At 35.1% G+C, this 26,318-nt stretch carries 25 protein-coding genes and 1 pseudogene; 4 read left to right on the forward strand and 22 right to left on the reverse strand.

Annotation, left to right across the window (positions count from 1 at the left end):
* Positions 1 to 44: 44 nt before the first annotated feature.
* From MKX31_RS15720 to MKX31_RS15745, 7 genes and pseudogenes are all read right to left on the reverse strand, one after another.
* Entirely contained in the window at positions 45 to 620 is a 576-nt protein-coding gene (locus tag MKX31_RS15720) for a biotin transporter BioY (protein WP_132131306.1), read from the reverse strand.
* Positions 621 to 743: 123 nt separating this feature from the next.
* Complete coding sequence (locus tag MKX31_RS15725) at positions 744 to 2,357, reverse strand: long-chain fatty acid--CoA ligase (protein ID WP_340981174.1); 1,614 nt, start codon at positions 2,355 to 2,357, stop codon at positions 744 to 746.
* Positions 2,358 to 2,493: 136 nt separating this feature from the next.
* Positions 2,494 to 3,144: an ABC-2 transporter permease gene (locus MKX31_RS15730; RefSeq protein ID WP_340981176.1), complete on the reverse strand. Its 651-nt coding sequence runs from the start codon at positions 3,142 to 3,144 to the stop codon at positions 2,494 to 2,496.
* Entirely contained in the window at positions 3,145 to 3,996 is an 852-nt protein-coding gene (locus MKX31_RS15735) for an ABC transporter ATP-binding protein (protein WP_340981178.1), read from the reverse strand.
* 45 nt (positions 3,997 to 4,041) lie between these two features.
* The gene (locus tag MKX31_RS15740) at positions 4,042 to 4,830 is read right to left on the reverse strand and encodes a helix-turn-helix domain-containing protein (RefSeq protein WP_064476994.1); all 789 of its coding nucleotides are present in this window, start codon (positions 4,828 to 4,830) and stop codon (positions 4,042 to 4,044) included.
* A 331-nt stretch (positions 4,831 to 5,161) separates the two neighbouring features.
* Positions 5,162 to 5,266: pseudogene (locus MKX31_RS29315) on the reverse strand (GNAT family N-acetyltransferase); the annotation flags it as partial.
* Between the two features lie 3 nt (positions 5,267 to 5,269).
* Positions 5,270 to 5,473: a hypothetical protein gene (locus MKX31_RS15745; protein WP_064476995.1), complete on the reverse strand. Its 204-nt coding sequence runs from the start codon at positions 5,471 to 5,473 to the stop codon at positions 5,270 to 5,272.
* Between the two features lie 152 nt (positions 5,474 to 5,625).
* Here MKX31_RS15745 and MKX31_RS15750 point away from each other — a divergent pair, with 152 nt between their 5' ends.
* Positions 5,626 to 6,438, forward strand: a complete 813-nt coding sequence (locus MKX31_RS15750) for a GNAT family N-acetyltransferase (RefSeq protein ID WP_340981182.1) — start codon at positions 5,626 to 5,628, stop codon at positions 6,436 to 6,438.
* 171 nt (positions 6,439 to 6,609) lie between these two features.
* On the forward strand, positions 6,610 to 6,822 hold the full coding sequence (locus MKX31_RS15755; RefSeq protein ID WP_262787064.1) for a CsbD family protein: 213 nt from the start codon (positions 6,610 to 6,612) through the stop codon (positions 6,820 to 6,822).
* A gap of 227 nt (positions 6,823 to 7,049) precedes the next feature.
* Here the strand turns inward: MKX31_RS15755 and MKX31_RS15760 are convergent, their stop codons facing one another.
* From MKX31_RS15760 to MKX31_RS15775, 4 genes are all read right to left on the reverse strand, one after another.
* Positions 7,050 to 8,528, reverse strand: coding sequence for a DUF4822 domain-containing protein (locus tag MKX31_RS15760; RefSeq protein WP_340981185.1), 1,479 nt, complete (start codon positions 8,526 to 8,528; stop codon positions 7,050 to 7,052).
* A 441-nt stretch (positions 8,529 to 8,969) separates the two neighbouring features.
* Positions 8,970 to 9,221: a DUF2164 domain-containing protein gene (locus MKX31_RS15765; protein ID WP_001983516.1), complete on the reverse strand. Its 252-nt coding sequence runs from the start codon at positions 9,219 to 9,221 to the stop codon at positions 8,970 to 8,972.
* Positions 9,222 to 9,238: 17 nt separating this feature from the next.
* Positions 9,239 to 9,691, reverse strand: a complete 453-nt coding sequence (locus MKX31_RS15770; protein WP_064476998.1) for a peptidoglycan recognition protein family protein — start codon at positions 9,689 to 9,691, stop codon at positions 9,239 to 9,241.
* A gap of 15 nt (positions 9,692 to 9,706) precedes the next feature.
* Positions 9,707 to 10,510: a protein phosphatase 2C domain-containing protein gene (locus MKX31_RS15775; RefSeq protein WP_088047026.1), complete on the reverse strand. Its 804-nt coding sequence runs from the start codon at positions 10,508 to 10,510 to the stop codon at positions 9,707 to 9,709.
* Positions 10,511 to 10,624: 114 nt separating this feature from the next.
* Here MKX31_RS15775 and MKX31_RS15780 point away from each other — a divergent pair, with 114 nt between their 5' ends.
* Positions 10,625 to 11,464 (forward strand): YitT family protein, encoded by an 840-nt coding sequence (locus MKX31_RS15780; RefSeq protein WP_141669153.1) that lies wholly within the window; start codon positions 10,625 to 10,627, stop codon positions 11,462 to 11,464.
* Between the two features lie 20 nt (positions 11,465 to 11,484).
* Here MKX31_RS15780 and MKX31_RS15785 read toward each other — a convergent pair whose 3' ends face one another.
* Positions 11,485 to 11,856 carry a VOC family protein gene (locus MKX31_RS15785; protein WP_001246933.1) on the reverse strand — a complete coding sequence of 124 codons (372 nt, stop codon included), beginning with the start codon at positions 11,854 to 11,856 and terminating at the stop codon, positions 11,485 to 11,487.
* Positions 11,857 to 12,091: 235 nt separating this feature from the next.
* Here MKX31_RS15785 and MKX31_RS15790 point away from each other — a divergent pair, with 235 nt between their 5' ends.
* Positions 12,092 to 13,624, forward strand: coding sequence for a BA3702 family sensor histidine kinase (locus tag MKX31_RS15790; RefSeq protein ID WP_064477001.1), 1,533 nt, complete (start codon positions 12,092 to 12,094; stop codon positions 13,622 to 13,624).
* A gap of 44 nt (positions 13,625 to 13,668) precedes the next feature.
* On the opposite strand, the gene MKX31_RS15795 is transcribed toward MKX31_RS15790, so the two are convergent.
* From MKX31_RS15795 to hutU, 10 genes are all read right to left on the reverse strand, one after another.
* Positions 13,669 to 14,277: an alpha/beta hydrolase gene (locus MKX31_RS15795; protein ID WP_064477002.1), complete on the reverse strand. Its 609-nt coding sequence runs from the start codon at positions 14,275 to 14,277 to the stop codon at positions 13,669 to 13,671.
* A 19-nt stretch (positions 14,278 to 14,296) separates the two neighbouring features.
* Positions 14,297 to 15,241, reverse strand: coding sequence for a ring-cleaving dioxygenase (locus MKX31_RS15800; protein WP_149173514.1), 945 nt, complete (start codon positions 15,239 to 15,241; stop codon positions 14,297 to 14,299).
* 351 nt (positions 15,242 to 15,592) lie between these two features.
* On the reverse strand, positions 15,593 to 17,071 hold the full coding sequence (putP, locus tag MKX31_RS15805; RefSeq protein ID WP_222660146.1) for a sodium/proline symporter PutP: 1,479 nt from the start codon (positions 17,069 to 17,071) through the stop codon (positions 15,593 to 15,595).
* Positions 17,072 to 17,371: 300 nt separating this feature from the next.
* Positions 17,372 to 17,860 carry a cytochrome c biogenesis protein CcdC gene (locus MKX31_RS15810; protein ID WP_340981193.1) on the reverse strand — a complete coding sequence of 163 codons (489 nt, stop codon included), beginning with the start codon at positions 17,858 to 17,860 and terminating at the stop codon, positions 17,372 to 17,374.
* A 112-nt stretch (positions 17,861 to 17,972) separates the two neighbouring features.
* Positions 17,973 to 19,547, reverse strand: coding sequence for an FMN-binding glutamate synthase family protein (locus tag MKX31_RS15815; protein ID WP_149173516.1), 1,575 nt, complete (start codon positions 19,545 to 19,547; stop codon positions 17,973 to 17,975).
* Positions 19,548 to 19,614: 67 nt separating this feature from the next.
* Entirely contained in the window at positions 19,615 to 20,742 is a 1,128-nt protein-coding gene (locus MKX31_RS15820; protein WP_088047022.1) for an alkene reductase, read from the reverse strand.
* A 918-nt stretch (positions 20,743 to 21,660) separates the two neighbouring features.
* Positions 21,661 to 22,122, reverse strand: a complete 462-nt coding sequence (locus MKX31_RS15825) for a CarD family transcriptional regulator (RefSeq protein WP_170771247.1) — start codon at positions 22,120 to 22,122, stop codon at positions 21,661 to 21,663.
* 282 nt (positions 22,123 to 22,404) lie between these two features.
* Positions 22,405 to 23,376 (reverse strand): formimidoylglutamase, encoded by a 972-nt coding sequence (hutG, locus tag MKX31_RS15830; protein ID WP_064477008.1) that lies wholly within the window; start codon positions 23,374 to 23,376, stop codon positions 22,405 to 22,407.
* Positions 23,355 to 24,626: an imidazolonepropionase gene (gene hutI / locus MKX31_RS15835; RefSeq protein WP_000887534.1), complete on the reverse strand. Its 1,272-nt coding sequence runs from the start codon at positions 24,624 to 24,626 to the stop codon at positions 23,355 to 23,357. The genes hutG and hutI overlap by 22 nt, the downstream gene beginning before the upstream one ends.
* Before the next feature lie 12 nt (positions 24,627 to 24,638).
* The gene (gene hutU, locus MKX31_RS15840) at positions 24,639 to 26,297 is read right to left on the reverse strand and encodes a urocanate hydratase (RefSeq protein ID WP_000416701.1); all 1,659 of its coding nucleotides are present in this window, start codon (positions 26,295 to 26,297) and stop codon (positions 24,639 to 24,641) included.
* Positions 26,298 to 26,318: the final 21 nt, after the last annotated feature.

A 26,318-nucleotide genomic window follows, 5' to 3' on the forward strand; every position in this document is an offset into this window, starting at 1 on the left:
AAATAATAAAAAGAAACACGCAATGAACGTGTTTCTTCTCTTTCTTATCCCGCATTTGTATATTTCCCACTCTTGAGAGCAGGCGTAATAATATGTTTCAATGAACGATGTAATTTCGTTACAAGAATTGCTGCTATAATCGCTTTTATGCAATCACCTGGTAAAAATACGGCACTTACTTTCATCGTCTGCCATATAGAAACATCCATAAAGAAAGCTTGTACAATGATACCAAATACATAAACTACGAAAATACCACCAATTATATTAATACATAATACCTTTATTATAGAGACTTCACGTAAACGCTCAATTAAATAACCAATGACAAACGCTCCAACGATATAACCAAGTAAATATCCTGCACTTGGCCCAATAAATACGCCTGGACCACCGCGTCCACCAGCAAGTAATGGTGCTCCAACTCCAACTATAAGTAAGAAAATAAGCTGACTTAACGCACCAAGACGTGATCCTAACAATCCACCAGCAAGCATAACACCGAGTGATTGTAATGTAATCGGAACTGGTGTAATAGCAAGAGCAATTGGAGGTATTAACCCTAACACTCCCATAATAGAACTAAATAAAGCGACGAAAACTAGGTTTTTTGTATTCATATTTGCTTCTCCTATTTGTAAACTTAAAATGATTTTTAGATAACATATTATAGGAGTTATATTATCTTTCTATTTAGTCTTTGTCAACTTATTTTAAATATAGGTTTACAAATATTTTTTCAATTATTTCTCTTTATGCATATGCTCAAGTTCTTTCCGAAGCGCCTGTTTTAAAAACTTCCCAACAGATGTTTTCGGTATTTCTTCCATAAATACAATATCGTCTGGTAACCACCACTTCGCAAACTGTGGTTTTAAAAACTCATATATTTCTTCTTTTGTTACTGTACTATTTTTCTTTTGAACGACGCAGGCAATTGGTCGCTCTTGCCACTGCGGATGAGGAACGGCAACGACAGCTGCTTCAAATATAGCATCATGTGCCATTAATGCATTTTCAAGGTCAACTGAAGAAATCCACTCACCTCCGCTTTTAATAACATCTTTCGTACGGTCAACAATTTTCACGCAGCCTTCCTCGTCAACCGTAACGACATCTCCTGTATATAACCAACCATCACGAAAACCTTCGACAGTACGTTCATCGTTATAATAACTTTCAGCGATCCAAGGTGCTCGTAAACATAACTCTCCCATCTCAGTACCATCCCACTTCACTTCACCGTTTGTACCGACTACTTTCATCTCTACACCAGGGACAAGATATCCTTGTTTTGAGCGGATTTCTAATTGCTCTTCATATGATAATTCTGTTTCATAACTTTTTAAACGTGCAAGTGTTACGAGTGGGCTTGTTTCAGTCATACCATATGCATGTACGAAAGGAACATTATATTTTTGTTCAAATGCTTTAATAACGCTTTTCGGTGCAGCAGCACCACCGCATAATATTCTCGTTATACTAGATAAATCGTAACTATTATTTTCTAATTCTTGTAATACGCCGAGCCAAATTGTCGGCACACCTGCTGCTATCGTTACTTTTTCAGCTTGAATCATCTCTAATAAAATTTTTGGAGTAAACATTGGTCCGGGCAGAACTTGTTTAGTTCCAAACCAAGTAGCTGCAAAAGGAAGCCCCCAAGCGTTCACATGGAACATCGGTACAATTGCCATCGCCGCATCACTTTCCGATAAAGCAGCTGTATCCGCTAAACCGAGTGCCATACAATGCAGTACAGTACTACGATGCGTATATACAACACCTTTTGGATTTCCTGTAGTCGCTGACGTATAACACATACCAGCAGGTGTATTTTCATCAATATCTTTTACAAATTGGAAATTCGGATCGCCTTCTTCTAATAGTTTTTCATAATGATATACAGGTTCTAGCGTAGTATTGGGAAGTTCATCTTTATCAGTCATAATAATGTAGGCTTGTACAGTTGATAATTGTGATTGAATATTTTCAACGAGTGGTACGAGATCTTCATCTATAAGTAGAATTCGATCTTCTGCGTGCTGAATAATGTATGAAATATGTTGAGGAGATAAACGAATATTAATTGTGTGTAAAACGGAAGCAATACCAGGAATAGCAAAATATGCTTCCACATGTCGATGATGATTCCACGCTAACGTTCCTATACGCTCGCCTTCTTTAATTCCTAATTTTTTTAACGCACTTGAAAGTCTTCTCGTCCTTTCACCTAACTGCTTATACGTTAACGTCGTAACTGTATCATGTGTCCGTGAAACAATTTCTTTCTTCGAAAACAGTTTCTCTGCTCTTTCCATCATAGAACTAATTGTTAGCGGTACATTCATCATCATATTGGTTACATCCCCCTTTAAAGCGTTTTCATTTTTTGTTTATTATAACAGACTTTTACGAATAATTACGACATTTTTCTGTATTTTCTGAATTATTTCTTTGGAAATAATTCAGAAAATACTAAGAGAAAATATATTAAAATTCTTTCTTACGATATATAAATATCGAAATGAAATAAGAAAAGATATATATGATAACGCCAAATGTTGTATATAGAATTGAAACGTATACAGATGAATTTAAATTTGATATTGGAAATTGTTCTATTAGATATCCAATTACACTTTGTAATCCAAAATAAGTAACAAGTCCCCCACATGCGCCTCCAATTGTAATAGCATCAGATTTTTCTGCTCCAAAAGCATAGAGAAGCGGATAAGCTATTGCTCCGGCATTAAGAATGATGAACGTCCCTAAAGAAACACTCTTAAATATACCATCATCAATTGGTGTATCTGAAACTAAACCATGTACATAAAATATGCCATACGATAATAAAGTACCAATAATTACAACTAAAAAATAGAAAAGGTAGTGACTTTGCACAATGTCATTTCTAGTAACCGGTAAAGTAAGTACATATTTTTCATACCCCGACTTACTCTCATATTTAATAACTTCAAGTGCAGGAATCGCAGCAAATAAGATAATGAATGTAGCAATTAAACGGTACATTGAAGCATTACCAAAATAAAAAACCAATCCCGCTCCTAATATCGCTATTCCCATGAACGTAAAGAAAGTTCGATACACTAGATAATAGTTTGTCAATAATAAACCTTTCATTTATTTTTCACTCCTCGTTAATAAAATACTTATTTCTTCTATCGAAATGGTTCTATGAGCAATCCCATTTGGTAGTTTATGCACATCTGATACAAGTACATTGAAATAAGAACCATTATTCCTTTTCACCAAAACTATATCTTTGTTGATTAAAGTTAGTTGTTCCTCATCAACATCTACAATGGCATAATTGTCCAAAACCTTATCCTTTTCTTCATTCAATAAAATTTCTCCATCTTTTATCACAATAAGGTGACTAGCTATTTTTTCTACATCACTCATAATATGTGAAGAAAGTAATATACCACCATTACTTTTATTCACAAAACTTTTTAATTCCTCTAACACCTCCTCCCTAGATGAAGGATCAAGACCTCCTGTCGCTTCATCTAGAATTAATAATTTCGCATTATGCGACAATGCAACAGCTATAGTTAGTTTCATTGACATTCCACGCGAGAATTTACCTACTTTCTCATTAGTAGGTAAAGAAAAAGTATTAACTAATCGATAAAAATTATCTTGATCCCAAGATTCAAACATCTTTTTAAAAACTTTGTTTAATTGCTTTATCGTAAGATGAGCCGGTAGATTCATAGCATCAAATACGACTCCAATCTTCCCCTTATTCTTGGCATCTTTATTTATATTCTCTTCACCAAATATTTTTACTGTACCGCTATCTTTAGAAATTAATTCTAGTACTGTTTTAAATGTTGTTGATTTACCTGCCCCATTGTCACCAATGAATCCAATAATTGCCCCTGATGGCACATTGAATGTAACATCTTTTAAAACAACGTTGCTTCCAAATGATTTACTTAAATTTTTAATTTCTAGAATGTTTGACATCATTTCACTCCTATCTTAGCTTTTAATAAAATAGATTTTCTCCTATTAAAAATTATCCACTTTATCTCTCACTTTCTTTTTTAGTTTAAAAATAATACGATTGCTATATTCTTTATTCTCTACTAAAATCCGATACATCTCCCACACTCCTACAACACGAACAAAAAGATAGACTCCAATCGCAATAAGTACAACACAGTACGGATAATACTGCACTAATTCTCCTGAAGTGATATGCTTTTTCTCAAATAAAAATGGTATCGCTCCTGCTGCTATAAAACAAAATCCAACGATCATTACTGCAGCATACTTTTTCTTAATTACTTCATATCTTTTTGTCAATTCTTTTAGAAAGTTTTGATCAAATAGTAGTTCTTCTTTTTTCAATACATTGTATCTACTCTCTTCTATCGTTACAGGTACCATCATTGCTCCAATTCCAAGGACAGCAATGATAATAACAAGGAATGTCGAAATTGTTGCATTTTCTTTAAATAATAAATACGGTATTGTAGATAAAATGAGCAAACTAAATCCTAGCGCAATATATTTAGAAATTTTTTGCCCATACACTATATACCCTTCTGCCATTTCCTGACTTACGTAATAGCCCTCCACATTTTCATTACTTTGCTCAGCAGTTTCTTTTAATAAATAGTCGAGTGATACTTCAAATACATTTCCAATCATTATTAACTTTTCAGTTTCAGGAAATCCTTGACCGTTTTCCCACTTACTAACTGCTTGCCTTGTTGTGTTTAATTTTTCAGCTAACGCTTCTTGAGAAAGACCCTTTTCCTTTCTTAATTTAAAAAGCTTTTCACCAAATCCCATATGTGTGTCCCCCTTTGTTTTCTTACCTAAATTGTATGTAAACATTGCCCTTATCTCTATCTTCCTGCGGTTGCACTTTGTCAACTTACGGTTGCGATTGTGTTATTTAGCGGTTTTGTATACGATTTAGCTATTTTCCCCCATGATTATGGGGCGTTAATTATATAACCCATCTCAATAACAAATTATAACAATTAAAGGTAATTATTGTTATACAAAATCAAAAAACTCCCTTGTTCATTTAAAGGAGTTTTCGATATAAAATATTTCAAGAGGACTAATATTGATTCACAATTTCTTCTATACATTTTTGTACGTTGTGCAACGATTAATAAGCATCCCACACAGTATATGTTGTCATCTCTTTATATAAGGCATACTCACATATATGTAAAATATTACTCCTATTAATTTCCCTAATAAAAACACTTCTCAATAATCATAACGGCTTCTGCTTAAACTTTTCATAATTTCGTACTTTTAATAAAAGGATATTCCCGCAATCTGTACAAATATAAGCATCTACTGGTGAAGATGTAAACATCGTCTCCTTTTTCCGTATTTGTGCATATCCGACAAACTCACCTTCTCCTATATTTTGAGAACCACAATTAGAGCATGTCTGCACGCCTTTCTGTTTCATGAGAGCACCACCTTTAATCTGTTTCCACTCCCTTCGACAGTTCACTTCCATTTTCCTTCCAAAAAACCTCTTATTCTCTTACATTTCAACAGGAATCTCATAACATACATCGTATATGTACTATGAAATATATTTATTAACGGAGGAATTTTATGAGTACTATTATGACGCTCAATACAGCACAAGAAATTGAAAGCGCAGAAATACATATGCTTTCTTCTAGATTAAAGGCACTACAAGCAATAAACGGAAATCCAATGCAAGTACAAATGAAAAAGTTCGGGAGTGCCACTGCCTTTTCATCAAAAATAATTGCTGGTCCTGCTTTTAATACGGTAAAAGGTATTACATTTACAAATACAGATGAGATAGATGAAATCTTCTCTTATTATCAATCGCTACAAATCCCTTGTCGTTTTGAAATTACACCCGCTCAAGGTACAGCCAAATTATTTCAATACTTATCTCAAAGAGGATTTTACCAATCCAGCTTCCATACCGCTTTATATAGTATACCGAGAGAAGACCCTTCCCTTCTTCCTTCTAACATTTCAGTACGCGAACTAAAAGAAAATGAATTTCATATTTTTGCAGACATATACGTACGCGGATTTAACATGCCATCCTTTACAAAAGATGGCGTCCATCAAAATAACGAAATTCTCTACAATAAACCTGGCTGGCATTTTTTCATAGCCGAAGTTCAAAACACTCCTGCGGGTATTGGTGTCCTGTATATAAATAATGGGATTGCATCATTAGCTGCTTCTGCTACTTTGCCAGAATTTCAGCGTAAAGGCTGTCATACTGCATTAATTCAAAAACGAATAGAGACGGCTATTGAATCCAACTGTAACTTAATAGTTGGACAAACAAGGTTCGGTAGCAGCAGTCAAAATAATATGGAACGTGCCCATATGAAAATTGCTTATACGAAATCAATATGGACTGCAAAAGACATGTAATTTACATTCTTTCTCTTCTCATTACAATTTTATACATTTTATGACACTTTCTTTTCTATCCTATTAATCATTTGAATATTCAAACTATATTTGTTACGCTATTACTAGATACATCATTCAACTTGCAATATGAAAAGAGAATTCTAATCAAACTACAAGGAGGAGAAATGTATGACTAAGAATGATCATGGTTTAAAGGAAAAAGTAGAAGGTGCCATTGATAAAGTAAAAGGTGAAGTAAAAGAAGTTGTCGGGAAAGTAACTGACAATAAGAAATTACAAGCTGAAGGAAAATGGGATAAAGTGAAAGGCACTGCTAAAGATACAGTTGGTAATGTGAAAGAAAAAGTACATGAATATAAGGAGCAAAAAGAGAATAAATAAAAAAGAACAAAGATGTATGGTGGTGCAAGTAGGGAGTTACTAGATCCGAGAAAAAAGAATTTGTATTTTATATTTACCTGTAAAATCATTTTAAAACGACAAATAGATGCCTTCAGGCATCTATTTGTCTATAAACAGCTATTTTTCTTCTACTATATAACTTCCTAATCACTGAGGCTTCTCCTTACCAACATTCCTCAACATAATACCTTTGCTAGAGTAAAAGATCACTTTGTGAAATTTGGTTTTAGGTCGCCTGTATACGGTTCGTGCTCAACAAAGATTTTTATATCTTTTCCATTCGCATCTTTCCCGATTCTTGTATACGTAAATTTCTCTTTATTTAACTCTGTAAGTTCAAGGACCGCACCATATTTATTATTTCCTAACGAAGCGTGAGCTCTTATTTTATTACCATGTACAACATCGAAGAAACCATAATCCCCACGACTTACCCCTGTGTTCACATTAAAAAACTCATATTTATTTGTATTTTTATCATATTTTGCTAGACTGATTAAGTTTGAGTTGTATTTTGTTACATTATTACCCTGTTCGTCTAATACCACCGTTCCGTTCCATAGTGTACTAGATAAAATTTCATCTCCATCAACGTCTGTAACTATTTTCCCTGTCGAGCTTTCTAAATTTTTATCAGGTTGCGTGAAAGAAAGTTCTTTTTCATGGTAAGGAACATGTTCAACAAATACTTCTACATCGTTCCCTTTTGCATCTTTCCCCATTCTTTTATATGTAAATTTCTCCTTGTCTAATTGCGTTAATTCAACAACTGCCTGATAATTTTGCGTTTCAGAAATTAACACTCTTTTCTTTCCATCATTCGTTATAAAAAAGGTACCGCTATCATTACGACTTTCTCCTGTACTTGCATTAAAAAATTCATACCTTGCAGTTTTAGCATCATATTTTGCAAGCCCGATGAAATTTTGATTTTCTTTCGTTACATCATTATGATCTTTGTCATAGACTTTTGTCCCTTTCCAATTTGTTTCACCAAGTATGCTAGCTAGTAGTTGCCCTTTCGTTTGTTGAGTTTGTTTAGTTTCTTGTATTGCATTGTATAAAAATTGTGCGTACTGTTCACGCGTCACATCCATACTTGGAGCAAATTTCCCTCCTCCTACTCCTTTTGCAATATTATTTGTTTGAACAGCACTAATTGCATTTCTTGCCCATGAGTTCGTTGAAACATCATTAAAAGTATGATCACTCTTTGCCTTTAAATGAAAAGCATTTGTAAGAACTTGTGCCATTTCTGCACGTGTTAAGGATGCCTTCGGTCTAAAGTTCCCATGCTCGTCACCCGTAAAAACGCCCATTTCTGTTAAAGATAAAATTTCCTTTATATAGCTTGTCGAATCTTCGCTTACGTCCCCATATGGGTTCTCATAATTTTTGTTTTCTGCCATATTAAAATAACGATACATTAATGCTGCAACTTGTTCGCGTGTTACGTTATCTCCAAAACCAAATCTTCCATCATCATAGCCAAAAATAATTTTCTCACCTGTTAATTGATGAATCGCCTCATATGCCCAGTGCCCCTTTGGAACATCTTTGAATACATCAGTATGACTCGTTTGTGGTGGAACCTCTTCTGCTTTTACCTCTCCATTTTTTTCACTCAATAGGCTTCCACCTAAAACTGCTGATATGATACATGTTTTTAAAATCGTTTTATTCATAGCTTCCCAATCCCTTCATTTAACAAAGAATTACACCACTTATCTTCCAAAAGAAGATTCTATGTGAGCAATTCATGTTTTACATTTTGATTACAGCTAATTGGTTACACCTCCAAAGTTCTTTTTCGTAGTATCCATAGCTGTTATATATAGGAATTATAAATAGCAACTATAAATTGCCCATAAATAAATTATTAAAAAAAGATAAAATTAAGATAATATATTTTTAATCTCAATCTAAAAAAACGTTATTCTTTCTCATCTAGCCTGTTAAGAAAGAATAACGTTTTTAGTTCTAGGGTTCTTTTTGACAAAAAAAAGAGAAACTTTATTTTATATGCCAAAAAACAACTTCACGGCCTTTTCCAAACAGAACATCGGAAAAAGCCGTGGCATAATACTTATTTTATAATTGACGGAATACGGCCAAAACGGCTCTTTTTACTTCCCTTCACTCTTCTCTAACACATACAAATCTTCTTCAATATTAGATAGTTTCTCTGTTACAAGCTTTCTAGCATCTCCAATTGCTTGATTGTATGCAAATGGTCCTACTAATTTAATCATTTCTTCTATTAATCGCTCTGCTTGGAAACGTCCAATTTCATCTAAATCTTCTTCAACGAAAAATTGCTGGATTTGTGCCACAAGCTCTTCTTTTTTATCATTTGGTATTTTTATATTCATCATCATTTATGACTCCTCTATATTTAAGATAGTACGTTTCTTAACTCTACCATAGAAAAACGCTTTCCAGGACAACTTTTTGTAACGCCTTCTAGCTCCCTATGACCGAGTATATTTTCTTTCTTTATAGCAAACTGCTTCATAAACATTTTACATAAAAAATATAATGCATTTATTTGTGCGGTAGTTGGATCATATTTGTCAAAATTACCCGTCATACATATTCCAATTGTATCCCTATTATTATCTTTCGCATGTGCTCCAATATGTAAACCTCGCCCTTCGACTACAGTTCCATCTTCTTCAATAAAATAATTGTAACCGATCCCGCTCCACCCTCTTACTTTTTGATGAAATTCATGTGTTTTATACACATCCCATCCATCTTCGGATGTATGGTGGATAATCAGTTTATTAACTTTCTCTAAAGGAACTAATTCATCTTGAAATGTTAAATTAACACATTTAATTTCCATTCGAACATCCTCCCCTTAAAAATCAATGATCATAATTGTTTTATCGTCTGGCCTTATTCTCTTTTCCTCTTCTAGCTCTTCAATAATTGCTACATATTCATTTATACTATTCTTTCTTATATATGCAACAGTTTGTTCAAGTGGCCAATCTGGGTGGAATAATCCGTCTGAACAAAGAAAAATCCCGCTCACTTCATCTATATGTAGTTCACCATGTTGTAAATAATGTATCGCTTCTTTCATTCCATTCGCAACGGAATACCCGCCCTGCATATTTGCAAGATAACGATTATATTTTAACTGTTCTCGCACATCTTGAAAAACATGTTCTTCTGGTACAGTTAACCCTTTATTACGGTCTTCTTCCCTCTTCTTTTTTGCTCGTTTACTAATTCCTTCAACCGTGTCTTGCGTTAATACTTGCATCGTCCCATTTTGAAGTATTGCGACAATCATACAGTCCCCTAACTGTGCGTATTCAATTTTCTCACCATCTATTTGAACTGCCGCAATACATGTACACCACAAATGCTCTTTCTTTCTCGTATCTACTTCATACTCTAACATTTTCCTTTGCAATGCTTCATTTGCTTTTGCAACAGCAACTTGCAAACTATGATTTTCACGTAATGAAGCAAAATAACTTGCAAATAAATGCGAAGCGATGTATGCTCCATTATGTCCCTTTTCATCACGAAACGGGACGAGCGGTGTTGCACCATCACATACACCATACATCTTTTTTTCTTCATTACAAAAATAAGAATCCTCACATTCTTGCTTCAACGGGCTTTTCTGTTGATACGTTTTTACCTTCATATCTGTATCCCCTTCCAAATGATAAAATACTCGAATTCTTTTGATTAATCTAATTTTCCGAAATAAACTGTTTTTACCCAAAACTTTCAATATCATATATAATCTTGAAATAATATGAATTTTTTAGTGAAGGACGGGAAAGAGATGGTCAGATTTCTTGGTGTTATTATCGGTTCTATTATTATTGCGATTGCATTTAATCTTTTCCTTATCCCCCACAAAATTTTAAGTAGTGGAATTGGCGGAATTGCTATTATTTTAGGGATTGTAACTCCTGTAAACACAGGTATTATTAACTTTGTATTAAACTTACCTATCCTTATTCTAGGATACATAGGTCTTGGAAAAAAAGTAATTTTTAACACGATTATCTCTGTTATTGTATTATCTGTTGCATTATACTATGTTCCAGTGAAAGTCGTAGCAACAGATCCACTTTTATCATCTATCTTTGGTGGTGTCATTGCTGGGGCTGGTATCGGTCTTGTTTTTAACTGTAATGGCTCAACTGGTGGATTTGATATTATCGGTATGCTATTGTCTCGTAAAAGAGATATTAAACTTGGTGGATTCCTTATTATTTTAAATGCAGTCGTTGTAATAATTGCAGGATTCTTCTTCACTTGGGATGTTGCTCTTACAAGCTTACTTTCAATTTATGTAACTGGTAAAGTGATCGATGCTATTCATACGAAACATCGAAAGGTTACACTTATGATTGTAACAAATGAAGCAGAAAAAATGAAAAAACAACTTCTTTCAACTGTTGTACGTGGAATTACATTACTTGATGGCGAAGGTGCTTATTCCAGCGAAAAAAAACGTGTACTTATGACAGTCGTTTCTCGTGAAGAATTAGCAAGTATGAAATTAACAATTTCCGAAATTGACCCTCATGCATTCGTTAACATTACCGAAACTGTTGAAGTATTAGGTTTGTTTAGAAAAAGTTAAAAAACTAGGTGGATTTCCACCTAGTTTTTATTTTCCATAAATTCAATTCGATTTCCGAACGGATCTGACACATAAAATCTAATTACATCTGGCCGTGCATGATCATCTATTACTTCAATACCTTGCTTTATTAACTCTTGTTTAAATTCATCAATTTTTAAAACATAAAAAGCTGGATGCGCCTTTTTAGCTGGGTTGAAGTTTTGCTCAACTCCGATATGAATCTCTTGATTTCCACACTTAAACCAGCACCCACCACGCTTCTTTAATTCCTCTGGCTTCGGTATTTCCTCCATACCAATTTTATTACCGTAAAACTCTCGTGCTGCTTCTTCACACCCTACAGGCGCAGCTACTTGCACATGATCGATACCTTGAATATAATTTCTCATTTTCTCTCCCTCTCTTCTACCCTAATGTTATAAAGAAAACCTACTCCTGTAACTTACAAAAGATTTATAAAACAATATAAGCTCCCCTTATTACGACCTTACACTCACTTTTCCAAAATAAAGAAAACAAAATTTATTATATAACTTCCATTTTTTATAGAAATACACATTACATCTATATTATAGTTATGGATAGACAAATCTTTTTAGATGCTATTTGTACGGAGGAACTATTATGAGTCGTAAAAAATATTCATCAACTCAAAGAAAACGTCATCCGAACATTTCTAGACGTTTGCGAAACCATATACAAGATCGTTCATTAACAGAAATGTACGCATCTCTGTTCAAACACAATCCTGATAGTATTATTTCATTAAATTTAGAGGGAGTTATTCTACATATAAATCCTTCTGCCGAAAAAATATTAGGTTACAATTCTTTAGAATTAGAACAGAAAAATATTACCTCTATTTTAGAAGCTCATATTTCTGAGCAAGTATTACAAAATATAAAGAATACTGGAGCAGATAATCAACAAGAGTATATTTTATCTATTTATCATAAAAATGGATTCTTATTAGACGTCGTGACAAAACTAGTTCCTATTTTTGTCCAAAATCGTCTAACTGGCGTATATGCCATTATGAAACCTCTTGAGAAATCAGAAAGAATTGAGAATATGCTAAAAGAAAGTGAGAAGAGGTTACGTACATTAGTGAACTCCATGCCTGCGTTTGTTATATTTAAGGATCATGAGGGGCGCTGGCTTGAGGCAAATGACTACGCACTTTCTTGCTTTAATTTCCATCATGTACCTTACCACGGAAAAAAAGATAGTGAACTCATTCAATATAATGAAGCGTACCGAGAAGCTTTTTTACATTGTGAAGAAGTCGACGAACTAGCATGGCAACAAAGACAAATTCTTCATGGTGAGGAATTTATTATACATAGAGATGATTTCGACCTAATCTTAAGTATATCGAAAGTTCCACTTTATCATCCTGACGGCTCGCGAAAAGGTCTTATCGTCATGGGAAGAGACGTTACCGAGCTAAAAGAAACGGAAAAGTTATTACGAAAATCAGAAAAGCTCGCAGTAGTCGGACAACTGACAGCTGGAATCGCCCATGAAATTCGAAATCCACTCACTTCTCTAAAAGGTTTTCTAACATTGCTACTCCCTGAAATAAATGAAGAGCAGAAATGGTATATCGATGTTATGTTAAGTGAAATTTCACAAATGGAATCTATCACAAGTCAATTTATGGCGATGTCTAAACCACAAGTATTATCTATCCAAACTTGTAACATACAAACTTTAATTGAAGAGGTAGTTACATTTATTTTACCAACTGCTATTATGCATAGTGTTCACATCATTATGGATCATTTTGATTACAAACATGATATTCAATGTGATGGTAACCAGTTAAAACAAGTTTTTATAAATATATTAAAAAATGCGATAGAAGCAATGCCAAATGGCGGAAATATTTACATCCAAACAAAGCCATTTGAGGATACCTTCATCTTAATACGTATTATCGATGAAGGTTGTGGTATCCCAGAAGATCGTATCTCTCGTTTAGGCGAACCATTTTATAGTTTAAAAGAAAAGGGAACTGGACTAGGATTAATGATGTGTTACAAAATAATTGAAGAACATCATGGTAAATTACACATTTCAAGCGAATTAAATAAAGGTACAATTGTTGATATTCAACTACCGCTTTCTTCATCTCACCTTGCAATCCAGTCGTAAATAATAAAAGAAGCATCTGCTAGTTGTTAGCAGATGCTTCTTTTTTAAAATGCTTTGTCATACCATTCTTTTGCTTTTTCTACTTCGCCCATTGTTAATTGATGTCCTCTATTTTCCCAATGCATTGTTACAGTAGCGTTTGCATTTTCTAATATTACCTTCAATTCCTCAGACTCTGCTGATGAACAAATTGGGTCATTTGTCCCAGCAGCAATAAATACGGATTTCCCTGCTAAATTAGGCAATTGTGTTCCTCTTCTAGGCACCATTGGGTGATGGAGCACAGCGCCTTTTAATGCATTAACGTAATGGAATAATAAGCTTGCAGCAATGTTTGCTCCATTTGAATAACCGATAGCTACAATGTTATTTCTATCAAATTCATATGTTTTTGCAGCTTCATCTAAAAACTCGTTTAATTCCTTCGTACGGAAAATCAAGTCCTCTTCATCAAAAATACCTTCTGCCAATCTACGGAAGAAACGTGGCATGCCATTTTCTAATACATTTCCTCTAACACTTAATACAGATGCTTCCGGATCAATTATTTCTGCAAGTGGTAATAAATCTAATTCATTACCACCTGTACCATGAAGTAATAACAACACTGGTTTTGACGTATCTTTTCCTTTTTGAAACACATGTTTCATCATAATCCTCTTCCCCTTTCAATCACTTTTCGTCTAAATTTCTCACTTCAAATGGTAAAAGTGTTTGTTCAATTTGTTTTCTATGTGGTTCATATTGCTCCGGTAACTTTAATTCCTCACCCATCGTCTCTAACGATTCGTCATGAGCGAAACCAGGAGGGTCTGTTGCAATTTCAAATAAAATTTCGCCGTGTTCTCTAAAATAAATTGCGTTAAAATAATTTCGATCTTGTACAGGAGTTACGTGATATCCAAAACGAGACACATGCTCTTTCCAGTCTAGTTGATCATCATCATCACCCGCTCTCCAAGCAATATGATGGACTGTACCAATACCCATTTGGCCACGCCCGATTGTCGATAGCCTCAAGTCGATAATATTCCCAATATCAGCAGAAGAACGGAATCGAACGAATTCACCTTCTTCTCCCATTTTCTCAAGACCCATAACATGCTCTAACAATTCAGCTGTTTTTTGAGGTTGTGCAGATAAAAGAACAGCACCGCCAAATCCTTTAATTGCTACTTCTGGCGTAACTTCTCCAAAAGTCCAATTATTTAATACGCCTTCTTCTCTTTCTACTAATTCTATATGCAAACCATGTAGATCATCAAATTCTAAATACTGCTCTCCAAATCGAGTCATTTTTGTATACGAAATATCGAATTTTTCTAATCTATTTTCCCAAAACTCCATTGCACCTTTTGGTACGACATAAGACGTAATGCCAACTTGACCGTCCCCAATAATACCTTGACGAGCACCTGCCCATGGGAAAAACGTAATGATTGTTCCAGGCTTTCCTCCTTCATTACCAAAATAAAGATGGTACGTGCCTGGATCATCAAAATTCACTGTTTGTTTCACTAAACGTAACCCTAATATACCAGCATAAAAGTCTACATTTTCTTGTGGGTGTCCTACGATTGCTGTAATGTGATGAATTCCCATTGTTTTCTTTTCCATTTTCTCCGCCCCTTTTTATTTCATTTTAAAAACTTTTATACATTAAAATTCATTATTCATTTTGTCCATACTGCAAAGTAAAATCCATCGTTATGATTTTATCTTGAATTCGAGATAAAATACACGAAATTACATATCATTCTCTATCTTTTTAAAATTATCTCGAATTCGAGATAATTACCCAAAAAATTTTTTCCATCTAACATCATTAAGAAATCATTACTTAAAATGTAAATTATCTTGAATTCGAGATTTATTATAAGTTACTTATTTTTTATTGTCAATAATTCCTTATTTTCATTTGAAATGAAAATAGAGTAAACGTCAGTTATCGTTTACTCTATTCGCTAATTATTTCGTTTCTTCTTCCAGCACTGCTTCCATCTCATTAAATTCACGATGAATTGCTTTCACTGGTTCTTTCGTTAATAAACTTACAACAATTACAGCTAATAAACTACAGAAGAATCCAGGTACCATTTCATACATAGTCGCTTTTAAACTTGGAATTTGCACCCAAGTAATAACAACTGCTGCACCTACAATCATACCGGCAAGAACGCCCCATTTGTTCGTTCTCTTCCAATATAAACTTAATAAAATAGCGGGTCCGAATGCTGAACCAAAGCCTGCCCAAGCATAACCGACAAGTGTTAAAATTGTATCACTTGGATGATACGCTAAAACAACTGCAATCATAGCTACTACTAACACTGACAGTCTACCGATAAATACAAGTTCTTTGTCACTTGCGTTACGACGGAAGAATGTTTTATAGAAATCTTCCGTTACAGCACTTGAAATAACGAGTAATTGCGAGGAAATACTACTCATAATCGAAGCCAAAATAGCTGATAATAAAAACCCAGTAATGTACGGATGGAATAAAATGTTTGAGAATGTTACAAAGACCATTTCTGGGTCTTGTAACGTCGCATTATTTTTAGCATAATAAGCAATACCAATTAGACCAGTAAGCATTGCACCTATAATTGAAATCGTCATCCAACCGATACCGATTCTACGAGAAGTTTTTAAATCTTTAACAGAGGTAATTGCCATAAAGCGAACAATAATATGCGGTTGACCAAAATACCCAAGACCCCATGCTAAAAATGAAATAATACCAAGAATTGTAGTACCTTTAAACATATCTAAATGCGATGCATCAACTTGGTTAATCGTATTGAATGTTTCTGTTACACCACCGACATCTGTAAAAGCTACAATTGGCACTAATACAAGAGCAATAAACATAATACAACCTTGCACAAAGTCGGTCCAACTTACTGCTAAAAATCCACCGAATAGTGTATAAGCAACAACGACACCGACAGTTACAAATAAACCAATTTTATAATCAAGGTTGAAAGAATTTTCAAACAAACGTCCACCTGAAACTAAACCAGCCGACGCATAAAATGTGAAAAATATTAAAATGACGATAGCGGAGACAAAACGAAGTATTTTCGTACGATCTTTAAACCGATTTTCTAAAAAATCCGGAATCGTAATTGAATCATTTGCCACTTCTGTATACGTTCGCAAACGCGGGGCAAGAATTAAATAGTTTGCATAAGCACCTATTAATAAACCTATCGCAATCCATACACTTGATAATCCTGTTGCATACATCGCACCAGGTAATCCCATTAGCATCCAGCCACTCATGTCAGAAGCACCAGCTGATAAAGCTGTAACTGCTGGACCGAGTCCCCTTCCGCCTAACATATAATCTGATAAATCGGACGTCTTCTTATAAGACCAATAACCGATATACAACATACCTGCCATATAAATAGCAAGCGAAACCATAATCTCAATCTTCACCAAATCTCTCCCTTAGTTACATAAGCCATTCAAAATTTCGAAAAATGACTTTTTCTATTTTCTTGTTTTCGCTTATGGTTCCCTACCTTAACAAACATTTTTTGTTCTTTCAAGTGAACAAACCCTTTTCACTACATGTGAAAACCTTTATAAACGCCTTTATCCTAGTGGATTACCCGGCTTTCAAAATAAATTAAAGTAATAATATTCAAAAAATAAAATACCGTTTTTTTCACACCTTATTCTCATTCACTTATCAGACAAATTTTAAAAGAAAAAAGCCATACGAATGTATGACTTTTAACTTATTGGCATTACAATTTTCTCTTTCTCTACATATACTTTACGAAATTTCATATAGCAACCAATGCGCCAAGGTACTATATAACAAACTGCAAGAGTGTAAAAAAGAATGCCGATTGACTTTGGATCTAAACCTTGCAAATGTCTTCTAAAATAAGCACGTAAAAGAACGATAACTAAAAATGTAGCAATAAAAGCGATACTTTTTTTTGCATAAATATGACCATCTTCTCTGATTTCATATTCACTTAAAATAATAAGTGGGATTGATAATAACAGTCCAATTCCAGCAGCTATACCAATTTGCCAAACAGCAAGTTGTATCGGTGTAGCATATAAAGAAAAACCTGGTAATAAAAAGAATAATGGCAATAGTAGTCGTCTTCCTTTATTTTTAATTGGGCGATTCATAGAACGCATGCGCCTAAATATAACGAGCCCTATGACGAGTAAAAAAATTGTAATACTGTATGAACCTTGCTGCAAGTGAATCTCTCCCTAAAAATAGTCATTTTTAAAAATACTCCCCTATTATACTCCTAATTTTTCCAAACGATATGATTATTCCTCTGAAAAATCTTACATATTAAATATACTTTTAGGTTTGATTTACTATAGGAAACAATTCCGAAAGAGGAACTACTCTTCCCATCTCATCTTTAAACACAATATGCTCTCTCGTTAAATGACGCGGACTCTTTACTCCCGCTGCTGCCGCAAGTGAAAACAAACTATATCTCATACTTATTATATAGTTCATGACCCGCCACTTCTTCTCATACGGATCTAACGCTTTTTGATAATGAGGATTCGTCGTCGCCACACCAGACGGACATTGCCCAGAATTACATTGAAGCGCCATTATGCAGCCACTTGCCATCATAAAACCGCGGGCTGAATTTACAGCATCTGCGCCAATAGCTAAAGCAATTGCCACTTTATCTGGTGTAATTAATTTCCCCGAGGCAAAAACTTTGAATTTGTCCCGAACATCATAATGATTCGCTGTATCAATACATGTCAGTAACGCTGGAATAAGCGGCATCCCCATACTATCTGCCATCGATTTATACGTTGCACCTGATCCACCTTCTGAACCATCAACTGTAATGAAATCTGGATAGATGTTTAACTCTTTCATCGATTTGAATAAATCTTCCAACGGCTCTTGCTGTCCAATTACAATCTTCATCCCAACTGGTTTACCGCCGTTTTCTTGCAAACGTTGAATAAAATAAAGTGTATCTACTGCATTCTTTAAAAATGGAAATCGATTCGGTGAATTAATCGTTTCTCCTTCTCGCACATTCCGAACAGAAGCAATTTTCTCATTTACTTTTTGTCCCTCTAGATGACCACCACGTATTTTCGCACCTTGCCCAAATTTCAATTCGAATGCTTTAATATTGCTTTCTTTTGCTTTCTCCATAAATTTCTCCATTGAAAAATTACCATCCTCGTCACGATATCCAAATAATCCTGGACCAATTTGCGCAACGATATTTGCACCTGTATGTAAATGTTCTGGAATAACGCCACCTTCGCCAGTATTAATCCACGATCCGCCAGCCATCTTCGCACCAAACCCGCTCGCTAAAATATAATTTTCGCCAATCGCACCGTAAGAAGTTGCTGATGCGCCAAACATGCCATACAGTTTCCACGGATATTTGCGGTTGTCACCGACGATAATTGCATCGTCTTCTTCGTATAACCAAAGATTCGTTGTATCCGCTGTCAATTTTTCTCTTCGTGAAAATAACCCTTCTTTATGAATCACATACTTTTTCCCTTCACGTTCTTTCGTTACATTCACACTTAATTCATCTGTTAATTTCGGAAATAATGTATTAGCGATATAATATCCAGATGCATCAAAATCTCGTTTTGATCCAAAACCGAGTATTTCTGAACGGTATTTTGCTAGAAACATTACACTTTGAAAATCATAACGTGAAAAGGGCTTTCCATCCGTATCATGATCAAACCAATATTGCCTAAATTCCGGCCCTATCTTTTCAAGTAAATAACGCATCCTTCCTAAGTATGGATGTAACTTTAATATAGAATGATGCGTCCGTTTTTTAATAAAAAATGTAATAATAAAAAAAATAATTAATAGTAACATCAATAAGAGCAATACACTAATAATAACGAGTAGCGTTTCACTCATCCCGCTTCCTCCTATGAAAATCCATAATAAAAGGAGAACACCTAATGTGTTCTCCTTTTATCTTTATTCAAATTAAAGTAGCAAGATGCTCTTTCGCATCATATTCAACTAAACTTTCAGCATTTTTAATTCGATGAACAAAATCTGGATTAGCTATTAAAGGTCTTCCGAATGCCACTACATCAATTGTTCCTTCTTGCAACGCTTCTTCAGCCTCTTTCGGATTTAAATTCCCTACTCCTACGATCGTACCATCCCAATATTTTCTTACTAATTGATGAAAGTTTTTTCCGTCAGCAATAACTGCCGTATAATTCATCGTTGAAGGGTGAATCATCGTTAATCCAACTTCTTTGAACATAGTTACAAACGTTTCAATTGCAAGCTCAGGGTTTTCCCACATATAAGTAGGATTATCACCTTTGAAAGCAGAGAAGCGAAGAAGTGTTTTATTAGCTCCAACAGCTTCTATTACAGCCTCCGTTACTTCTTTCATAAACGTTAACCTTTCCTTTAAGTCTCCGCCGTATTTATCAGTACGCTTATTCGCAAACTCATAAGTAAATTGATCGATTAAATATCCGTGTGCACCGTGTATTTCTACTCCATCAAATCCAGCTTCGATCGCGTTTTTCGCGGCTTGTGCGTATTGACCGATCACTTCTTGTATTTCTTCTAACGTCATTGCTTCTGGCGTATCAAACGGTTTACGAAAACGTGGAACATTTCCCTCTGCAGCGATAGCAGACGGTGCTTGTGGCATTTGCCCACCAATTATTTCGTGATGACTCATACGTCCAACATGCCATATTTGAGCAATAATCGTTCCGCCTTCTTTATGTACTGCCTCTGTAACAGGCTTCCACGAATCGATTTGTTCTTGCGTATAAATTCCTGGCACTCCCGGATTCCCTTTTGCTCTTGGGCTAATGACGATTCCCTCTGTAATAATTAATCCAACTTCATCAGCTGCACGCTTTCTATAGTACTCGACTACATCAGTACCAACGACTCCCGTTTCATGATTCGCGAAACATCTCGTCATCGGTGCCATTGCTATGCGATTACGAAGAGACCAAGATCCAATTTGAATCGGGTCAAATAACTTCGTTTCTTCAATATTTTCAAAAGATCCCCAAGCGTTTATATTTGTTCCTTCATAAATACTTGCTGCTTTATTATTTGAACTTGTCATTTTTCTTCCCCCTAAAAAATTCTTACTATAATCGCATCATACTTACTTTTAGATAGTAACGTCAATTTATACGCTCTTATGTAGAAATATTCGCATAATAAAACTAACTGTTTTTTAACTTTAAGGGTTCTGGTATTCAAGACTCTTACTGTCTATTTTTATATTCAGTAAGTGGATGAGAAAAATACTTGTTAAGTGGATGTTTTCTTTTCTTCTAGTTTTATTACTATAGAATATATTGGTAATTGTTTTTCAAACTATTTACTAAAAAAAACGATTTCCACTGTACTATATTCAAACTTACAGTTACGAGGTTTCAATCATTCATTTGTTTTTTATTATACAAACAAAAATTTTAGGAACGAATAAAAGACTCCTACATAGTTGAAAGTATTTTTTCTATTTATCCGTTCCTAATCCCCATGAAAAAAGGAGCTGTCATATAGTCGATAATTCGACTATATGACACTCCTTTTTAGTTGACCGTATATGGCTAACAATTCATTTATCTCTTTAATATAAAGAATATAAACAATTATTATCTCTTCACATATAAAAAATTCCTTAGCAGTAGAAGTGAGAGTGGTTCAGTATTCTTCTAAAAATAATAACTTATAAACCTAAAACAATGAAAGCCCTACCTCTCTTTCATCCTTACGGCTCCTCGTCCGTGCCAGTGTGAATCAGGATTGCAAAAATCAAGTAACTATTCTATCGAAGTGTTTAATTAAACTTCGAATATTCGTAAAGAATTTAAAAAATAAAAATGGATTTGATTGTAGTAATAACAAAAGAGGTTAATGCTCTAAAAGTGGTTTGAAAGAATTGAATGTCTTTGAAATGATTAATTCTCTATAATTATGTTCCCAAAAAATTCAAAACCTTTTTTGGGATCTAATACATTATTTGTAATGAATCTTAACAAAAGCTTTTTATTTGACTTTCCGTGATACCTTCAATTAATCCCAGTTCACTAATCAAAAATTCGTGTGCGTTATCTAACATTTTCTTTTCGCTTGCATTAAGTGCTTTTTCTTTCTGCATACGTAATAAATCACGTACAACTTCAGCACCTTCTTGTATTTTACCCGTCTTTATTTTATCAGTGTTCAATTTATACCTTTGTTTCCACGTAAGTAATCTATCAGATTCTCCATGTTGAAAAATATCCAATATGTGTGCTATTGCCGTTATATCCGTGACTGGTCGTATATTTGAGCTCAATATTCTCCCTGCCGGAATCATTACTTCCATATTACTACCCGACATTTTTATAACATAATATTGTTGTTTTTCTCCTGTGATTTCCTTCTCTTCTATGGCTTTAATTATACCTGCTCCCTGCATTGGATAAACAATGTTATCGCCAATTTGAAACAAATAATCCACCTCCATATATGGTAACCTTCTCAATCTTAACACACAATCAATTTTTTAGCAAAATTTTTATTTTATCATAAAATTATTTTTAATGTCAATCCTTTCGAACTAAGAAAATAAATTCGTAAAATATCACTAACAACCCACAATCTTATTACCTTTTTCCACACATATATACATTCTAATTTCACCTTCTCTTTTTACATAAAAACACATTACTACATATAAGTAGTAATGTGTTTTTCATACTGAATCGTTAAACATTCCCTATTAATTTCACGCCTATATACTAACCTGCTTACGGACTGTCTCTCTCGCTAAAAGAAAACTCATAATCACTTGCGCAGCTACTCGACTCGTCATATCTCTGAAATCAAGGGTTGGATCAATTTCTACTATATCCATCCCTTGAACAAGCGGTTCTTTACCAAGAAATTCAATCGCATCAAGTAAAGTCGTACTATCCATACCGCCAGGACCAATTGCTGGACAACCTGGTGCAAATGCTTGATCTAGTACATCCATATCAAGAGAAATGTAAATAGAAGTCACGCCTTGCTTTCTTAATACTTCAATACTTTCTGTGATGATATCTTTGATTTGTCGCTCTCGTACATCTTTCATTGTATACACTGTCACGCCATGTTTTTTTGCATATTCATGGTACGCTCGTGCATTTGAAAAATTACGAATTCCGATTTGAACGAGTTGTTTTCCTTTAATGACATCATTTTCTAGCAAACTACGGAACGGTGTACCATTTGATGGGCCACCATCATCTAAATTACGTAAATCATGATGGGCATCAAATTGAATAACACCGACCTTCCCTTTACTATTTGCAAACCCTGTTATACTTGGAAAACTAATCGAATGGTCACCACCAAGAACGATTGGTATCATGTTCGGATTTACTTTCGTTACATGACCAACTGTTTTCGCAATGCGCTTATGACTTTCTTTTATATCAGTCACATGCATCGTAATATCGCCGCAATCATATAAGACACTTTCTTTCATATCATGTTCTTCTGTAATTGCGTACGTGCTATATGCATCTAACATTGCACGAATTGTTTTTGGCGCAAAACTTGCTCCTGAATGACTAATAGATGGTTTAGAAAGGGGTGCTCCAATTAAGGCAGCACCGAATATTTCCAAGCCTTCCTCCCAATCTTTAATCATCTCACTCCATTTCGTCACTTCACGATCGATAAACTTTGCATTTTTCTTTAAATAGTGGCCGTGCTCCACGATTGTTCACCTCTTGTATATGCGATATTACCATTCTTCCATACTGTATTTACATGACTCACGCCGTAATGATACGGTACGTAAGCATAATTGTAAGCATCCCATAAAACTAAATCTGCCTTGCGACCAACTCTAATCTTTCCAGCTACATCACCTCGATTAATTGCGTAAGAAGAATTAACTGTTACGGCATTCCAAACTTCTTCTGGTGTCATTTTCAGCTTGAGCATTGCAATGCTCATAATAAGCTGAATGTTCTCAGTTGGACAACTACCTGGGTTAAAGTCTGTAGCCAAAGCAACTGCAACACCTTCATCGATCATTTTACGTCCACGAGCAAAGCTTTCTTTATTTAAATAGAAAGTTGTTCCTGGTAATAAAGTAGCTACTGTATTAGAGTTTGCAAGCATTTCAATTCCTTTATCAGAAGCGCCCACTAAATGGTCCGCTGATGCTGCACCAATTTCAGCCGCTGCTTCTGCACCACCAAGAGGGTCAATTTCATCTGCATGAATTTTCACATCAAAGCCAAGCTCTTTCGCTTTTAATAAAAACTCTTTTGATTCTTCGACAGAGAACACACCTGTTTCGCAGAAAATATCAACGAATTCAGCTAATTGCTTCTCTTTCATTTCTGGTAGTAGGTCTAACATCCATTGTAAAAATTCTTTCGATCTACCTTTATACTCTTTCGGAACTGCATGAGCACCTAAAAATGTGGAAACTAAATCGATTGGATGCTCTTTTTGTAATTGTGCAGTTGCCTCTAATTGTTTCCATTCCGTCTCATCATCTAATCCATAACCACTCTTCGCTTCTACAGTTGTAACTCCGAAAGATAACATACGGTCTAAATGGAATTTCGCTTTTTGAACAAGTTCTTCTCTCGATGCCTGTTTCGTTGCATTTACAGTTGAAAGAATACCTCCGCCTTGTTCTAAAATTTCTAAGTACGGAACTCCTTGTAATTTTAGTGCGATTTCATTTTCACGAGATCCACCAAATACAAGGTGAGTATGCGGATCAACAAGACCAGGAGAAACCATTTTCCCTCCGCAATCAATAACTTCTTTCGCTTGTAATCCTTTCGCTTCTTCCGCTGTTCCAACGAAAGTAATTACGCCATTTTCAATTCCAACCGCACCGTTTTCGATAACAGGAAGCGTGTTCATCGCTTCCCGTCTTAACAAGCCATCTTCTTGATCCATTGTTAGTAATTGACCGATATTTATTAGTAAAGTGTCCAGCATGTTTTCTCCTCCTTATTTCATCATCGGAATGTTAACGCCTTTTTCTTTCGCAGTTTCCACAGCTAAGTCATATCCTGCATCAACGTGACGAACAACACCCATACCAGGATCAGAAGTTAATACGCGCTCAATACGTTTTGCTGCTGCTTCTGTTCCATCTGCAACGATAACCATTCCAGCATGAAGTGAATAACCCATACCAACGCCACCGCCGTGGTGAACAGACACCCAGCTCGCACCGTTTACACTGTTAATTAATGCATTTAAAATTGGCCAATCGGCTACTGCATCACTACCGTCTTTCATCGCTTCTGTTTCACGGTTTGGAGATGCTACTGATCCGCAATCTAAATGATCACGACCGATAACGATTGGTGCTGATAATTCACCATTTGCCACCATTTCATTAATAATGCGACCAAATTTCGCGCGCTCACCGTAACCTAACCAACAAATACGAGATGGAAGACCTTGGAACTCAACTTGCTGACGAGCCATACGAATCCAGTTACATAAATGCTCATTATCCGCAAACTCACGTAATATTACTTCGTCTGTTTTATAAATATCTTCTGGATCACCAGAAAGTGCTACCCAGCGGAATGGTCCTTTACCTTCGCAGAATAATGGACGGATAAATGCTGGAACGAATCCTGGGAAATCGAATGCATTTTTCAAACCTTCATCGAAAGCAACTTGGCGAATGTTATTTCCGTAATCAAATGTAATTGCGCCTTTTTCTTGCATAGCAAGCATTGCTTCTACATGTTTTGTCATACTTTCTTTTGATAATTGTACGTAACGTTCTGGATCTTCTTCACGAAGTTTCGCTGCTTCTTCTAATGTGTAACCTACTGGAATATAACCGTTTAATGGATCATGAGCAGATGTTTGATCCGTAACTAAATCTGGCGTAATATTGCGCTTCACTAGTTCTGGTAAAATCTCTGCCGCATTTCCTAATAAACCAATTGAAATTGGTTCTTTCTTCTCTTTATACTCGTTCGCAACCGTTAATGCTTCTTCTAATGATTCTGTATACATATCACAATATCTCTTTTCAATACGACGATCGATGCTGCGCTTATCAACATCAATAGCAATGACAACACCGCCGTTCATCGTTACAGCAAGAGGTTGTGCACCACCCATACCACCTAAGCCAGCAGTAAGTGTTAATGTACCTTTTAATGAACCATCGAAATGTTGACGTGCCGCTTCGCCAAACGTTTCATATGTTCCTTGTAAAATACCTTGTGTTCCAATGTAAATCCAGCTACCTGCTGTCATTTGTCCGTACATCATAAGACCTTTTTTCTCTAGTTCACGGAAATGATCCCAGTTCGCCCACTTCGGTACTAAGTTTGAGTTCGCTAAAAGAACGCGAGGTGCATCTTCATGCGATTTAAAGATTGCAACTGGTTTTCCTGATTGAACAAGTAATGTTTCATCGCTTTCTAACGTTTTTAATGAATCTACAATCGCATGGTAGCTTTCCCAGTTACGAGCTGCACGGCCAATTCCGCCATATACAACTAATTCTTCTGGTTTTTCAGCAACTTCAGGATCTAAATTGTTCATTAACATACGAAGTGCAGCTTCTTGAACCCACCCTTTCGTTTGTAGCTCTGTACCTCTTGGCGCGCGAATTGTTTGTTTAACTTTTTCCATTTCAATCTCTCCCTTTTCTCA

The organism is Bacillus sp. FSL M8-0063, assembly GCF_038005545.1.
GTDB lineage: Bacteria > Bacillota > Bacilli > Bacillales > Bacillaceae_G > Bacillus_A > Bacillus_A wiedmannii.